This window comes from Nitrospira sp., from assembly GCA_016788885.1.
Taxonomy (GTDB): domain Bacteria; phylum Nitrospirota; class Nitrospiria; order Nitrospirales; family Nitrospiraceae; genus Nitrospira_A.
This window is the reverse complement of the sequence record JAEURX010000052.1, coordinates 37,249-50,921: the sequence shown is the minus strand read 5'-3', so window position 1 is coordinate 50,921 and position 13,673 is coordinate 37,249. Positions and strand designations below refer to the sequence as shown.

Genomic DNA, 13,673 nt, shown 5'->3' with positions numbered 1-13,673 from the left:
CCATCTGTGACGCGCACGCCAAAGTCAGTCATCATCATTGGTGGAGGTATCTCGGGCCTCTCTACGGCCTTTGCTCTTCTTGAGCAGGCGGCAACCGCCAACCTGCCGCTGTCCTGCACCATCCTTGATGCCGCGCCGGTCTGGGGCGGAAAGATCGTGACCCATCGGGTGGGCCAGCTGGTCATGGAGGCAGGGCCCGATTCGTTTCTGTCCCAGAAGCCCTGGGGGATGGAGCTCTGCCGACGACTAGGTATCACCGATCAGCTCATCAATACTAACCCGGTAGAAAAGAAGGCGAGCGTCCTCCGGGGCGGGCAGTTGCATGAGTTGCCGGAAGGGTTGGTGACCTTTACCCCGTCCCAGCTAGGACCGTTTTTTCGCAGCGGGCTCTTGTCCTGGATCGATCTGGCCAGAATGGGTTGCGACGTCCTGATTCCGCCGCGACGATCGACGGAGGATGAGTCGTTGGCGTCCTTCTTTCGCCGCCGGTTCGGTCGGCATGCCTGCGAACGGGTCATGGAGCCGTTGATGGCCGGTATTTATGCCGGTGATGCCGAACAGATGAGCCTTCGTGCGACCTTTCCTCGATTCTATGAATTGGAACAGTCGCATGGCAGCGTGATCCGCGGGATGATGGCGGCCCGTCGCGCTCGCGCGCAGGCCCCTTCCGACGGTCGCTCGCGACATACGATGTTTGTCACATTGAAACACGGCTTGGCGGATCTGGTAGCCGGCTTGACGGTTCGCATTCAGCAGGGCGGCGGCGTGCTCAAATCCGGAGTGCAAGCCGAAGCGGTCCGCGTCCGGTCGCATCAGGCGGGCCGGTGGATGTACGATGTGGTGTGTTCCGATGGGACGGCGCTTTCGGCAGAAGCCTTGGTGTTGGCGACGCCGGCCTATGTGAGTGCCGACCTCGTTCGGCCGTTGAGTCCCCTCGCTGCCGGGTTGATGGAGACGATTCCCTATGCCTCGACGGCGACGATTTCTCTGATCTATCCGGCCGCGGCGGTGGGACACACGTTGCAGGGGTTCGGCTTTGTGGTGCCTCGGGTTGAAGGCCGCGATTTGATTGCCGCGACGTGGACTTCGATCAAGTGGCCCCATCGTGCGCCGCCTGACGAGGTCTCGGTGCGGTGTTATCTTGGTGGTGTGGGGCGGGAAGCGATCCTCCAGCAGGACGATGAAGCGCTGGTGCGATGCGTGCGAGATGAATTGGCGTCTATTGTGGGCCTCCAGGCGGCGCCGCACTACGTGGACGTGAACCGGTGGCATCGGGCCATGCCGCAGTATACGATCGGGCATCTCGACCGGCTGGCACAGCTGGAGACGGCGGTGTCCCGATTCGGTGGGTTGTCAATCACGGGCGCCGGTTATCGGGGCGTCGGCCTGCCTGATTGCATCAGAGACGGCGCGGAGACAGCCGCCCGCACGCTTCGGTACCTGCAATCGGTTTCCACCGGCAGGCCGGAATCATGACGGGTGAGGCAAAAGAGGGAAGACGAAGATGTTGAACGACCAGTTGGTGATTTCCAATGTGACCGGCCCGTTTCGCGAGCCCCGAGAGCCGGTGTTTTCATACGACTACTCCATTCAACGGGCGACCTGGGCGGCGACCCATGCAGTTCGCGTGAAGATCGCCTTGACGGAAGAGTTGGAGTACGTCAAAGCCAAGCTCCTCGGAACGGTCACGGGAAGTCCGGGGCAACAGCTGATGGTCAACAAGTTCCTCTCGCGAAAGATCGGGGATCAGAAAGTTCGAATTGCCGAAGCGGAAGGCTGGTTGAAGGAGCGCGGCGATGTACTGGTGCCTCCCTTCACCGGTCCACTCGCGCACCATTTCCCACAGCTCGAGGCCTGGGTGCAGGCCGAGCAGGAGGCCTTGCGCGCGGAGATCAAAAGCACGATCGGCCTCGGGAGCTAGCCTCTCTTCGCCGGTACGACGGCGGCGCATCGAAGCCGTCGCGATTCTCAGCCTGCCGGTGGTCTCTCGCTTCCCCGTTCAGGGCCCCATGCCAACGTGTCTAAGGTATGTCGCTCGCGCGCGCCGGGTCGCTCTTCCTCACGCACAGAATCTGTGGATAAGCATGTGCATAGTGGCCGTCGAGCCGTCCTGGGCCCTCGGCAGACCGGCCCTTCAGCACCCTGCACAAGTTTTAGGCATTGGGGTGCCAGCGATACGGACCACCATATGCGGTAGAAGATGAAAACCCCTAGGGGCATATTTGCCGGTGTCGATGAGGCTGGGGATAGCGACGGCGCGTCTGGCGTGGGTTTTCGACGGGAGTCTCTAGAAAATGCGTCGATATTGTTTACTGTGAACCCCGGATTCGTCGGCAAATCCGATGGCGCCGGTGTCGGGGTTGCTCGTGTCGTTCAGATCGATGCGGTAATGGCCGCGCACCTGTTCCATCGCCTCTTCGAAAGGAATCGCCTGGGGGTAGAGGTTGCCCGGAGCATGGGCTCCGCGTGCCAAGGTGCCCACGACGTCAGGCGTCGCATACTTGGGGTCTGAAAAAATGTAGAGGTCGGCGACTGCCTGGTCGCCGAGTTTGTGGCCAGGGCTCGTGGCCGGGAGCATGGACGGCAGATTCTGATCCAGCCGGGCTTGTTTGAACTGCTTCAGCAGGCCGACAACCTGACTGGTCGTGACCTGCGCCGGTACCACGATGCTGACGGCATTAAATTCCGTCAGCGTCGCCTGTACCTTAAACATCACCGGCGCTGCATCGGGATCCTCGATCACCACTTGTGAAATTTCGGGGCCGGTAGCCTGCTTTTGTTTCCCGCTGGGCACGGCGAGATTGATGAGGAGCCACATGATGAGAATGGCGCCGAAGATGACGATGAGCGGATGGAGCCCCGCGCGTTTGCCCTCTTCGTATGGATTCTTGTCGGTGGTCATGAGGAAGAGTGAGTCGGGTTCGTTGAAGGAGCCGGCGTGGCGCCTGCCTGGTTCTGCTCCTGTGATTCCTGCTGCTTCGCGGCATTCCAGAAGGCATCCATCTCCGCCAGGGTCAAATCATTCACGTTGCGGCTAGTTCGCGCCGCCTCCTGCTCAATGAACTGAAAGCGGCTGGTGAAGCGATTCGTTGCCAGCCGCAAGGACTCCTCCGGATTCACTTTGAGGTGACGCGCCACGTTCACCAGTGAGAACAGCAGGTCTCCCAGTTCGGCGGCCATGGCCGCTGTCGGCTCCATCTTGGGCGTGGAGGCGGTCTGCGGCGGTGGCGACGCGTCGTGGATGGCGTGGCGAAGTTCCCCGAGTTCTTCGTCCACCTTATCGAGGACCGCAGCCAGCCCCTGTGGGCTCTCGGGCCAGTCGAATCCCACCCGTGCGGCACGAACCTGAGTCTGGTAGGCCCGCAACAGTGCCGGCAGGGCTTTGGGAATGTCGTGCAGGACCGAATCCGGCTTTCCGGCACTCTTGCGCTCGGCCCGTTTGATGTCTTCCCAGCGATGCACGACCTGGTCGGAATTGAGGGCAGGTGTCCCGTCGGCACTTTCGCTGAAGACGTGCGGATGGCGGCGTACGAGCTTGTCGCCGAGTTGCTCGAGCACGTCGTCGATGGTGAAGGTGCCCGCTTCGGTGCCGATCTGGCTGTGAAACAGCACCTGGAGCAACACGTCGCCCAGCTCTTCCTTGAGCTTGGCGAAGTCGCGTCGATCGATGGTATCGAGCGCTTCGTAGGTTTCCTCGATGAGGTAGGGCTTCAGCGACTCGTGGGTCTGCTTTCGATCCCAGGGGCAACCGCCGGGGGCACGGAGGCGAGCCATGATACGGACAACGTCGTCGAAACGTGCGGACATGCGAATTCCTTTCGTGGCGCCACTCTAACCGAGTTTGATCCGGCCTTCAACGGGCCTGGCTGTCTTGCGTGCCCTCCAGGCCTATGGTAGGGTACGGCCCTGCACGGTATGGCCGGTTGATCGGAGGGCATGTATATGGGTGATGAGAAGGAGCAAGGGTTCGTCATCCGCGATCGTCGAGGACGAGGTGAAGAGGCGCCCGCCGCAGCATCGGCTCCCACACCTCCTACTCCTGAACCGGCACCGGCCGAGTCACATCATGCTGACGCGCATGGGCATGCCGGGCATCTGCCGGTCAACTTTTCGTCCTTCGTGATTTCCATGGGCAGTTCGGCTCTGATGCTGATGGGGGAACAATTGGATCCTCAACAGCCGGCCATGCCGCTGAACCTTCCTCAAGCGAAGGAAATCATCGATCTCCTGTCCATGCTGGAAGAGAAAACCCGAGGCAACCTCACGCCGGACGAGCAGGTCGTCATGAAGGACATGCTCTACGCGTTGAGGATGAAATTTGTGAGCCTGACTGCCGGAAAACCGTCGATCCACACCCCGTAACGTGTGAGTGCTTCCTGCGTGCGCGCCGTCCCTTGCCGCGTGTCCTCTCCCCCGGGTTCTCCCTTGCCTTGTGCCCTTACCCGTGTCGCCGAGCTTTCTGAAGCGAGACCAGTCGGTGCTGTGCAGATTTTGAGACTCTTGGGGGAATTCGTTATAGTGAGGCAGGCCTGCACGGGCCGAAAATGAGTCGGAGTAGCCTCGATGCCTGAGTCGACGGACATGACCAAACTCCTCCCTCCGGGGGTGTTGCGCGAACAGGAGCCGTCCTCACCCGCCTCCCTGGAGAGCGAGCGGCGCAAGCGCCATGTCCGGCCTGTCTGGATTGTCCTGATCCTCCTCCTGCCATGCCTGGCGCTGACATTGTACTATGCGCAAATGGCTGTTCCGGTCGGGGAGGAATCGGATTCCTTTCTCCCCAGCACCGGGTATGCTTTCGTCTTGCTACTGGTCAATCTCGACCTGATCGGGTTTGTCGTTCTCACGCTGCTCCTGTCCCGCAACCTCATCAAAGCCTATTTCGAACGCCGACATCGTCTGGTGGGGTCAGGGTTTCGGGCAAAGCTGGTCGCGGCCTTCATCGGATTTTCCCTCATTCCCACCGTGCTGCTCGCATTGGTCGCCAGCGGGCTGGTCAACAAAGCCGTTGATGTCTGGTTCAACGATCAGATCGAACATGTGATGAAGGACTCGTATGAGGTGGCGCGCATGCACCATGCCGGGCATGTGTCGTTGGCGATCAACAGCGCGCGTGCCATCAGTCATGAGATCTTTCGCGAGGAATTGTTGCTGCCGGAGCAACGGGATTTGTTGGTCGCGGCGATCGCCAGAAAACGAGCCGAATATGCCACGGCTGGCATCGAGGTGTTCTCCTCAAAAATGGAAACGCTGACGAAGGCCTTGGATCCTGAGGTGCCGGTAACCGTGCTCGATCTGCCGATTGGTCAGCTGGTGTTACAGGTGATCAACGGCAAGCAGGAGCTGACCTCGGTGCAGGAAGCGCAGACCGGCCGGTTGGTGCGGGCCGGTGTACCGATTGCCTCCAGCGTGCGGCGCGGGGAAATCGACGGAGTCGTGGTGGTCGACGCCTATGTGCCGGAATCGTTGCTCGGAAAAATGGAGAGCATCGGTCGGCAATATGCCGAGTATAAACAGATGAAAGCGATGAAGAATCCCATCAAGGCCGGCGCGTATCTCCTGGTGGCCGTCATCACCGTGATGATTTTGTTCAGCGCCACCTGGTTCGGATTTTACGTGGCGCGCGGTATCACCGTGCCGATTCAACGGTTGGCCGAAGCCACCGAGGCTATTGCGCAGGGGGATCTGTCGGTTCGTATCGAAGCGAAGGCGACGGATGAAATCGGCACTCTGGTCGAATCCTTCAACCGGATGACTGCCGATTTGCAAGGCAGTAAAAGTAAGGTCGAGGAGGCGAACGTCTCGCTGCGCCAGTCCAACCTCGAACTGGACCGACGGCGCGCGTATATCGAGACGGTGGTCGATACGATTGCCGCGGGGGTCCTGTCGATCGACCGTCAGGGACTCATCACGACCTTTAATCCGTCAGCCGAACGCATGTTGGGATTGTGGGCCGACCGGTTTCGCGGCCGTTCCGCCAACGAGGTGTTCAAAGAGTACAAGCTCGATCTATTTCAGTCTGTCTATGATCGCATGCTGGCCGACCAACGGGACAACATCGCGCTGGAAGGGCAGCTGGATTTGCAGGGACGCTTTCTGACCATCGGTGTGCATTGCTCGCGCATGAAGGACGAGTCGAACAAGGATCTCGGGTTCGTGCTGATCTTTGAGGACCTGTCGGAATTGATCAAGGCGCAGAAGGCGGCGGCCTGGCGGGAAGTCGCGCAGCGGATCGCGCATGAGATCAAGAATCCGTTGACGCCGATTCAACTCTCCGCGCAGCGGCTGCGCAAAAAATTTCAGGACAAGGCGCCGGATTTCGACCGTATCTGCGACGAGTCCACCCAGGTGATCGTCAACGAGGTCGGCAGCCTCAAGCAGATGTTGGATGAGTTTTCGAAATTTGCACGCATGCCGGCGCCGCACATGACGATGAACTCTCTCGACGATGTCGTGAAAGAAGTCGTGGCGCTCTACGAGAGCGCACATCGCGAGATTGCCTGTGTGGTGTCCCTCGACTCCGACCTGCCGCCTTTCAATTTCGATCGCGAGCAAATCAAGCGTGTCCTGGTGAATCTCTGCGATAACGGCATTCATGCCATGAATCAGAAGGGACGGTTGTGGATCACGACCCGATACGATACCAAACAACGCCGGGCGGTCGTCACCGTGGCGGATGAAGGCACGGGCATCGCCCCCGAGGATCAGGACAAACTCTTTGTGCCCTATTTTTCCAGAAAGAAGACCGGGACCGGCCTGGGGTTGGCGATCGTGCGACGGATTGTGACCGATCACGACGGCCAGATTCATGCCGGCAATCATCAGCCGAAGGGAGCCTTGTTCACGTTCGAATTGCCGGTGTAGAGGAACGAACGATCGTGTTGCTGTTGCCGGATCGTATGTGGGGGATGCATGTCTGCTTCGATTCTCATTGTCGATGATGAAGTCTCCATTCTGAATTCCTTGAGCAGCATCCTGGAGGATGAAGGGTATGACGTGAGTGTGGCCAAAAGCGGCATGGAGGCCCTCAAACATTGCGCCATGAATCCACCCGAACTGATGATGCTGGACATCTGGATGCCTGAGATGGACGGACTAGAGACACTCAAACGCCTGCGCGAACTGGTGCCCAGCACGCAGGTAATGATGATGTCCGGGCATGGGTCGATCGAGACCGCGGTGAAGGCGATCAAGTTGGGCGCCTACGACTATATCGAAAAGCCGCTCTCGCTTGAAAATGTGACGCTCAGGGTCAAGCACGCTCTGGATCAGCATCGGCTGGAGCAGGAGAACCGCAGCCTCCGCACGAAGGTCGAACGGAAGTTCGAACTCATCGGGCAGGCGCCGGTCATGCAACAGTTGAAGCAACTGATCGAAACGGCCGGTCCCACGAACAGTCGTGTGTTGATCGGCGGCGAAAACGGCACCGGGAAGGAATTGGTGGCCAGGGCCATCCATCAGCATAGCCACAGGGCGACCCGGCCTTTTGTGGCGGTGAACTGCGCGGCGATTCCTGAAACCTTGATCGAGAGCGAGTTGTTCGGTCACGAGCGCGGGGCCTTCAGCGGAGCGACCACCATGAAGCGGGGCCAGTTCGAACAAGCCGACGGCGGCACGTTGTTTTTGGACGAAATTGCGGACATGAGTCTGAGCACGCAGGCCAAGGTGTTGCGTGCCCTTCAGGAACAGCAGTTCACGCGGGTCGGGGGGACCAAGTTGATCAAGGTGGATGTACGGGTGCTGGCCGCCTCGAATAAGGATCTGCTGCAGGAGATCGAGAAGGGGACGTTCCGTGAAGACCTGTTCTATCGGCTGAACGTGGTGCCGATTGTGGTGCCCACCCTGCGCGATCGCCGTGAGGACATCCCGTTGCTGGTGAAGCATTTCTTGCGCGTGCATGCAGAAGAGCAGGGCCTGAAGATCAAACAGGTGTCGCCGGAGGCCATGGATGTGTTCATGCAGTATGAATGGCCGGGGAATATCCGTGAACTGCGGAATTTGATTGAGCGGCTGATGATTATGGTGCCCGGTCCGGTAATCGAAGCGGCGCATGCCTCCGTCGCCTTGCAGGTGCGTCCTCAACCGCTGGTCGCACAATCGGCCGCCGGTGTGCAACCGGCCAATACATTGCTGACCAGACCGTATGATTCGCTCCGCGATGCCCGCAATGCGTTTGAGAAAGAATTTATCGCCCGCAAACTGCGCGAGCATCATTGGAACATTTCCCGCACCGCCGAAGACCTCAAGATCGAGCGCAGCCATTTGCATCGGAAGATTAAGTTGCTTGATGTGGAGATGCGTCCCGAAATGTAAGGCAAGTTGCTGAAAACGGCCGCCAGCGGCGTTCTCAGTCGCGACGCTCCCTGCGACGTACCCCGAGGGTACGCCTCACTCGCGTCGGCTCCTTGCGGCCTTGCTGGACGACCGTTTTGAGCAACGTGTTCGTAACGGCGAGTGCCCTGATGTCCATCTCTGATGTTGACCTATCCTTTCGTCCATCGCTAAGATGCGGCCCCAATGACTACCTATCGTGATGCCGGAGTCGATATCGATGCCGGCGATGAATTCGTCGAGCGAATCAAGCCGCATGTGCGGGCGACGTTTCGCCCTGAGGTGATGACCGATCTGGGCGGCTTCGGTGGCCTCTTCCGGTTCCAGGCCAATCGTTACCAGGATCCGGTGCTCGTGTCGGGAACGGACGGCGTCGGGACGAAACTCAAGATCGCCTTCCTCATGGACAAACACGACACGGTCGGCATCGACCTGGTCGCGATGTGCGTCAACGATATCGCCGTGAGCGGTGCGGAGCCATTGTTCTTTCTCGATTACTTCGCCACGGGCAAACTGTCCATCGCGACGGCGGCAGCGGTGGTGAAGGGGATTTCCGACGGCTGCCGTCAAGCAGGCTGTGCGTTGATCGGCGGTGAAACAGCCGAGATGCCCTCGTTTTACGGCGACGGTGAATACGACTTGGCTGGTTTTGCCGTGGGCGTCGTGGATCGTCCGAAGATCATCGACGGAAAGCAGATTGTTCCGGGTGACGTGATCATCGGGTTGGCCTCGAGCGGTGTGCACAGCAACGGCTTTTCCCTCGTGCGGAAAGTCCTGCTGGAGCGAAGCCGGTTGACCGTCGAAACGGTCATGCCGGAATTAGGCGGACCGCTCGGCGAGACCCTGCTCACGCCCACGCGGATTTATGCGAAGCAAGTGCTGTCGCTGATGGAATGCTGTCCGATCAAGGGGATTGCCCATATCACCGGCGGGGGGATCACCGATAATTTGCCGCGAGTCTTTCCAGCGCGATGCGGCGCGCGGATTCGTCGTGGGTCCTGGCCGGTGTTGCCGATTTTCGAGGCGATTCAGGCGCGCGGCTCGGTGCCGCTGGATGAAATGTATCGCGTCTTCAACATGGGAATCGGCCTGATCCTGGTCGTGGCTCCCGATCATGCTGATCGGGTCATGGCGAAGGCTCGTGAGTTAGGGGAGCAGGCGTATCACATCGGCGAGATGGTCGCACAGCAGACCGACGAAGGGGTGGTCGAGTATGTCGGCTAAGGCGCCTCGGCTCGTGCGGCTCGGTGTCTTGGCTTCCGGACGGGGATCCAATCTGCAGGCGATCATCGACGCCATTGAGCGGGATGCGCTGTCGGCAGAGATCGCCGTGGTGATCAGTAACAAGCAGGATGCCGTGGCTCTCGAGCGCGCACGCACGCATGGCGCGCCGGCGGTGTGGCTCGATCCCAAACCTTTTGCGGGGAGACCGGAGAGCCGCGAGGCCTATGACCGTGCCGTCCTTGAAGTGTTGCAGAAGCATGAAGTGGATGTGGTGCTACTGGCCGGGTACATGAAAATCGTCACCGCGGTGCTGGTCTCAGCCTATGAAAACCGAATGATGAATATTCATCCGTCGCTGCTTCCTTCGTTTCCTGGCCTGGATGTACAGAAGAAAGCCATCGAACACGGCTGCAAAATTGCGGGCTGCACCGTGCATTTCGTCACGGAAGGCGTGGACGAAGGCCCGATCATCATTCAGGCGGCCGTGCCGATTGTCGAAGGGGACACGGCCGACACGTTAGCCGCTCGTATTTTGGAGCACGAACATCGCATCTATCCACGAGCCGTTCAGCTCTATGCCGAAGGGCGGTTGCGAGTGGAAGGGCGGCGGGTAGTGGTGACGGATCCTCCTCAACCGGCAGTCGGTTTTCAGTATCCGTGATGGGTTGCTTCGCAGAACCATCACGTTAACTTCATCTGGAGACTGGCGCGCTGGTTGTGTATAATGCCGTTCAAGTTGTGGGGGGCTAGCTCAGTTGGGAGAGCACTACGTTCGCAACGTAGGGGTCGGGGGTTCAACTCCCCTGCCCTCCACCAAACTTATTGTTTCCTGCCACTAGCTGCAACAACCTCACGTAGTCTCCGCAGACTTCAGCCGTCAGGTAGCGTTCACCTCCGTTTGCCGTTGGGTGGAGGGCGATTTCTCACGCCCGTCCAACGCTGATCGTCAATAATGCGCGGGTACTCGGCAGGGTGGTGATCCACTCGTACTCTTCATCGATAACACGTCGCGTGTTCTTCGTGTCCGAGCCGTTGTCCTAGAGAGCCTTTCCGGAACCGCCTCGTCTCACCGAAGCTTCATCCCTTCTTCGACGAATCTTCATCTTTCTCGCACTATTCTTTCTTTTGCTCCGGGGTGTGTCCGATGCGGCTGTTTGGCCGCTGCAGTCGGATGAGGCACGCTGAGCGCGCAGGAGCGGTCCTAACGATATAGGTGGAGAAAGAACATGAACATTGCGCAGATCGGTCCGTTTTATGAAGCTGTGTCACTGCACAGTGAAGGTCCAGAGGGACGAATGATTGCATCGCTGAGTGAAGGGTTGCTCCGTCTGAGGCATGACGTCACGGTGTTTGCCAGTGGAGATAGTCACACCGTCGGGAGGGTGATTCCAGTAGCGCCGTTGGCCATGCGAGCCTATCCGATGCCAAAGCGGCACCTTGCCGACGCGCTGGCCATGTTGGCGCTGGAGAAGGCCTTCGCCATGGCGCCCACCTTCGACATGATCCATGTTCATGCCGGTTCGGTCGCCTTTCCGTTGATGCGCAGGAGTCCCATCCCCATCGTGGGCACTATTTACGGCCCGATCGATGCCCCGGAAGTATTGCGACTCCATCGGGAATTCCGTGAATTGGCGCTGGTCGCCACCTCGGCTTCGCAAGTGCAGCGGGCTCCTGATCTCAACTGGCAAGCGGTCATTCCGTCGGACTTGTCACGAGGGGAGGTGGGCAATGAAGGTCTAGAGACACGTATCGCACGAGCCTACGAATCCATCTATGAGTGGATTACCCTTCGTCGCTCGGCTGCTCGCCAGGACCGTGCCCTCGAGTTCTGTCATGGTGTCTAGCATTGAACGTGTCCGAGGCGAAGTGTTCTGCGCGTCCGTACATCGAATTCGGCGATACGCTTGTACTAAGATATGTCTGACGCGTGCGGCTACCAGTCGAGGGGGATATCTGCAGTGCGCGCGCCGCGTTAGAGGGAACCCATATGCGTATTCTCTTGGTAGAAGATGATGCCGATCTGGCCCAATTTCTGAGAAAAGGGCTCAGAGAGGAGCGGTACGCGGTGGATGTGGCGGTTGACGGCGAACAGGGACTCCACTTCGGTACCCTCAATCCCTATGACCTATTCATCCTCGACATCATGCTGCCGCAGATTGATGGACTGACGCTCTGCCGTCGTTTGCGTGACGCAGGCGTCACGGCTCCGGTGTTTCTCCTCACTGCGCGTGACACGACCCAAGACAAGGTCTCGGGTCTGGACTTGGGGGCCGACGATTACCTGACGAAGCCGTTCGCCTTTGCAGAACTTCTGGCGAGGGCGAGAGCGCTGTTGCGTCGGGGCGGTCCGCAGCTACAGGCGAGGCTGAAGGCGGCGGATTTGGAACTCGATCCCGCGACCCATCGAGTGTGGAGGCGAGGGACCGAAATCGCGTTGACCAATAAGGAATATGCCTTGTTGGATTTTCTGCTCAGGAATAAGAATCGGGTGCTCACGAGGACCGCCATCATCGAGCATGTGTGGGACATCAGTTATGACCCGATGACGAATATCGTGGATGCGCATATCCGGGCGCTTCGGGCGAAAATCGACAGAGATTTCGCTCCTTCCCTGATCACCACGGTTCGTGGCGCCGGCTACATGTTGGAAGAACAGGAGCCCCAATCGTGAACGCGCTGGGACGACTCATTCGAACAACGGCCTTGATGCTGGTCGGGGGACTGTTGCTTGCCTTTTCTCTGCTGATCTATGTCGGCGGTGAAACCTTGCTGAACCGCTATGTCGACCGGCGGTTGTTGGAGCTGGCGGACACGCTTGGACGGATCATTGAGCAGCGCCCCGAGCTGATCCGCAGTGCGGGAGGCGAGCTCGTCGCGTTAGGCCAAAACGGACGGAGTCAGGAGGAGCAGCATGAATTGCGCGAGGCCTCACATACGATGAGGGTGCTCTCCGTGGACGGCCAGCTGGTGTGGAAGGGGTCCGACGTCGTCCCGCGTCCGCCGGTACTTCGGACTCTGCTCGACCAGGTGGCGCGCGGCGAGACCGTCTTCGATCTTGTGCACTTGCAGGACGGGTCGCCTATTCGGCGCGTGTCTATTCCTGTCTCGAAAGAGGGCGGGATCCGGTATGTGCTACAGGCGGAGGAATCTCTTCACTACGCGCAGGAGACCCTGCGCGGGTTGGCGATTCTGCTGATGATCGGTTCCGGCGCCATCATGCTGATCGCCTGGGCTGGCAGTGTCTGGATCGCTAGGATGGTGCTGACCCCCATCGAGCAGCTCAGCCGTCGAGCCGAAACCATGTCGGAGGCGGATCTGGGAGAACGGCTGGTGCTGGATTCTCCCTTTCGCGAGTTCCATCGCTTGACCCATGCCTTCAACGCGATGATGGACCGCTTTCAGAAAAGCAGCCGAAGCCAACGGCGATTCGTGGATTACGCCGCACATGAAATGCAGACACCGCTCACCGTTCTCCAGGGAAATCTAGAGGTGACGCTGCAGAAGGCGAGAACGACAGCTGAGTACCGCGATGCCCTCATCGGCAACCTGGAGCAGGTGGAAAAGCTGATCACTCTGACTCGGTCGTTGCTCGCATTGACCAAGGTCACTGGGGATCGCCCGCCCATGCGGCTGGAGCCCTTATTGCTGCAATCGCTGGTGGAAGATCTCCTTGCGGAATTGGCCCTGCTGGCCGAAGATCGGCGGATCACCCTCACGTGTGATGCGGTGTCGGTGCCGCCGATCTCTGGTGATGGGCAATGGCTGAAGCAGGCCCTGATCAATTTGCTCGACAACAGCCTTCGGTATACGCCGCCGGGAGGTAAGGTCGTGGTGCGGCTACGTCAGGCCGAGGGGCATATCGAGATTGCCGTCAGGGATACGGGGCATGGCATCGAACCGGAGCATCTGCCGCACCTGTTCGATCACTTCTACCGCACCGACAGGGCGAGGGCGAGGGATTCCGGCGGCACAGGACTTGGGCTGGCCATCGTAAAGGGCATTGTCGAAGCGCACGGTGGAACGGTTGCAGTCGAGACGCAAGTGGGGATGGGGTCGGAGTTCAGGTTACGATTACCGGTCCTGAGCAGGGAGACCGCAGAAGTCTAGTGTGCGTGAAGGCG

At 59.5% G+C, this 13,673-nt stretch carries 12 protein-coding genes and 1 tRNA gene; 11 read left to right on the top strand and 2 right to left on the bottom strand.

The genetic code is table 11. From position 1 onward, the window contains the following. Positions 1-6: 6 nt before the first annotated feature. Both hemG and JNL86_13945 read left to right on the top strand, forming a co-directional pair. On the top strand, positions 7-1,476 hold the full coding sequence (gene hemG / locus JNL86_13950) for a protoporphyrinogen oxidase (protein ID MBL8044012.1): 1,470 nt from the start codon (positions 7-9) through the stop codon (positions 1,474-1,476). A gap of 28 nt (positions 1,477-1,504) precedes the next feature. Beyond that, positions 1,505-1,921 carry a hypothetical protein gene (locus JNL86_13945; GenBank protein MBL8044011.1) on the top strand — a complete coding sequence of 139 codons (417 nt, stop codon included), beginning with the start codon at positions 1,505-1,507 and terminating at the stop codon, positions 1,919-1,921. A 366-nt stretch (positions 1,922-2,287) separates the two neighbouring features. Here JNL86_13945 and JNL86_13940 read toward each other — a convergent pair whose 3' ends face one another. Beyond that, positions 2,288-2,902, bottom strand: a complete 615-nt coding sequence (locus JNL86_13940) for a hypothetical protein (GenBank protein MBL8044010.1) — start codon at positions 2,900-2,902, stop codon at positions 2,288-2,290. Next, on the bottom strand, positions 2,899-3,807 hold the full coding sequence (mazG, locus tag JNL86_13935) for a nucleoside triphosphate pyrophosphohydrolase (protein ID MBL8044009.1): 909 nt from the start codon (positions 3,805-3,807) through the stop codon (positions 2,899-2,901). The genes JNL86_13940 and mazG overlap by 4 nt, the downstream gene beginning before the upstream one ends. A 135-nt stretch (positions 3,808-3,942) precedes the next feature. On the opposite strand from mazG, the gene JNL86_13930 reads away from it, so the two are divergent. From JNL86_13930 to JNL86_13890, 9 genes are all read left to right on the top strand, one after another. Beyond that, positions 3,943-4,362, top strand: a complete 420-nt coding sequence (locus JNL86_13930) for a DUF1844 domain-containing protein (protein MBL8044008.1) — start codon at positions 3,943-3,945, stop codon at positions 4,360-4,362. A 201-nt stretch (positions 4,363-4,563) separates the two neighbouring features. Next, positions 4,564-6,861 (top strand): HAMP domain-containing protein, encoded by a 2,298-nt coding sequence (locus tag JNL86_13925; protein MBL8044007.1) that lies wholly within the window; start codon positions 4,564-4,566, stop codon positions 6,859-6,861. A gap of 48 nt (positions 6,862-6,909) precedes the next feature. Further along, complete coding sequence (locus tag JNL86_13920; protein MBL8044006.1) at positions 6,910-8,310, top strand: sigma-54-dependent Fis family transcriptional regulator; 1,401 nt, start codon at positions 6,910-6,912, stop codon at positions 8,308-8,310. Positions 8,311-8,514: 204 nt separating this feature from the next. Beyond that, the gene (locus JNL86_13915; protein ID MBL8044005.1) at positions 8,515-9,552 is read left to right on the top strand and encodes a phosphoribosylformylglycinamidine cyclo-ligase; all 1,038 of its coding nucleotides are present in this window, start codon (positions 8,515-8,517) and stop codon (positions 9,550-9,552) included. 13 nt (positions 9,553-9,565) lie between these two features. Then, the gene (locus tag JNL86_13910) at positions 9,566-10,213 is read left to right on the top strand and encodes a phosphoribosylglycinamide formyltransferase (protein ID MBL8044004.1); all 648 of its coding nucleotides are present in this window, start codon (positions 9,566-9,568) and stop codon (positions 10,211-10,213) included. Between the two features lie 79 nt (positions 10,214-10,292). Continuing rightward, positions 10,293-10,368 (top strand) — tRNA-Ala (locus tag JNL86_13905). Positions 10,369-10,778: 410 nt separating this feature from the next. Beyond that, positions 10,779-11,396, top strand: coding sequence for a glycosyltransferase (locus tag JNL86_13900; GenBank protein ID MBL8044003.1), 618 nt, complete (start codon positions 10,779-10,781; stop codon positions 11,394-11,396). 143 nt (positions 11,397-11,539) lie between these two features. Continuing rightward, positions 11,540-12,223 carry a response regulator transcription factor gene (locus tag JNL86_13895; GenBank protein MBL8044002.1) on the top strand — a complete coding sequence of 228 codons (684 nt, stop codon included), beginning with the start codon at positions 11,540-11,542 and terminating at the stop codon, positions 12,221-12,223. Continuing rightward, positions 12,220-13,659, top strand: a complete 1,440-nt coding sequence (locus tag JNL86_13890; GenBank protein ID MBL8044001.1) for a HAMP domain-containing protein — start codon at positions 12,220-12,222, stop codon at positions 13,657-13,659. Before JNL86_13895 ends, JNL86_13890 begins: the two co-directional genes overlap by 4 nt. Positions 13,660-13,673 lie beyond the last annotated feature (14 nt).

Excerpts from the sequence above, each read along its gene's own strand:
- JNL86_13945 (MBL8044011.1), top strand. The coding sequence starts at position 1,505 with ATGTTGAACGACCAGTTGGTGATTTCCAATGTGACCGGCCCGTTTCGC.
- JNL86_13940 (MBL8044010.1), bottom strand. The coding sequence starts at position 2,902 with ATGACCACCGACAAGAATCCATACGAAGAGGGCAAACGCGCGGGGCTC.
- mazG (MBL8044009.1), bottom strand. The coding sequence starts at position 3,807 with ATGTCCGCACGTTTCGACGACGTTGTCCGTATCATGGCTCGCCTCCGT.
- JNL86_13930 (MBL8044008.1), top strand. The coding sequence starts at position 3,943 with ATGGGTGATGAGAAGGAGCAAGGGTTCGTCATCCGCGATCGTCGAGGA.
- JNL86_13925 (MBL8044007.1), top strand. The coding sequence starts at position 4,564 with ATGCCTGAGTCGACGGACATGACCAAACTCCTCCCTCCGGGGGTGTTG.
- JNL86_13920 (MBL8044006.1), top strand. The coding sequence starts at position 6,910 with ATGTCTGCTTCGATTCTCATTGTCGATGATGAAGTCTCCATTCTGAAT.
- JNL86_13915 (MBL8044005.1), top strand. The coding sequence starts at position 8,515 with ATGACTACCTATCGTGATGCCGGAGTCGATATCGATGCCGGCGATGAA.
- JNL86_13900 (MBL8044003.1), top strand. The coding sequence starts at position 10,779 with ATGAACATTGCGCAGATCGGTCCGTTTTATGAAGCTGTGTCACTGCAC.
- JNL86_13895 (MBL8044002.1), top strand. The coding sequence starts at position 11,540 with ATGCGTATTCTCTTGGTAGAAGATGATGCCGATCTGGCCCAATTTCTG.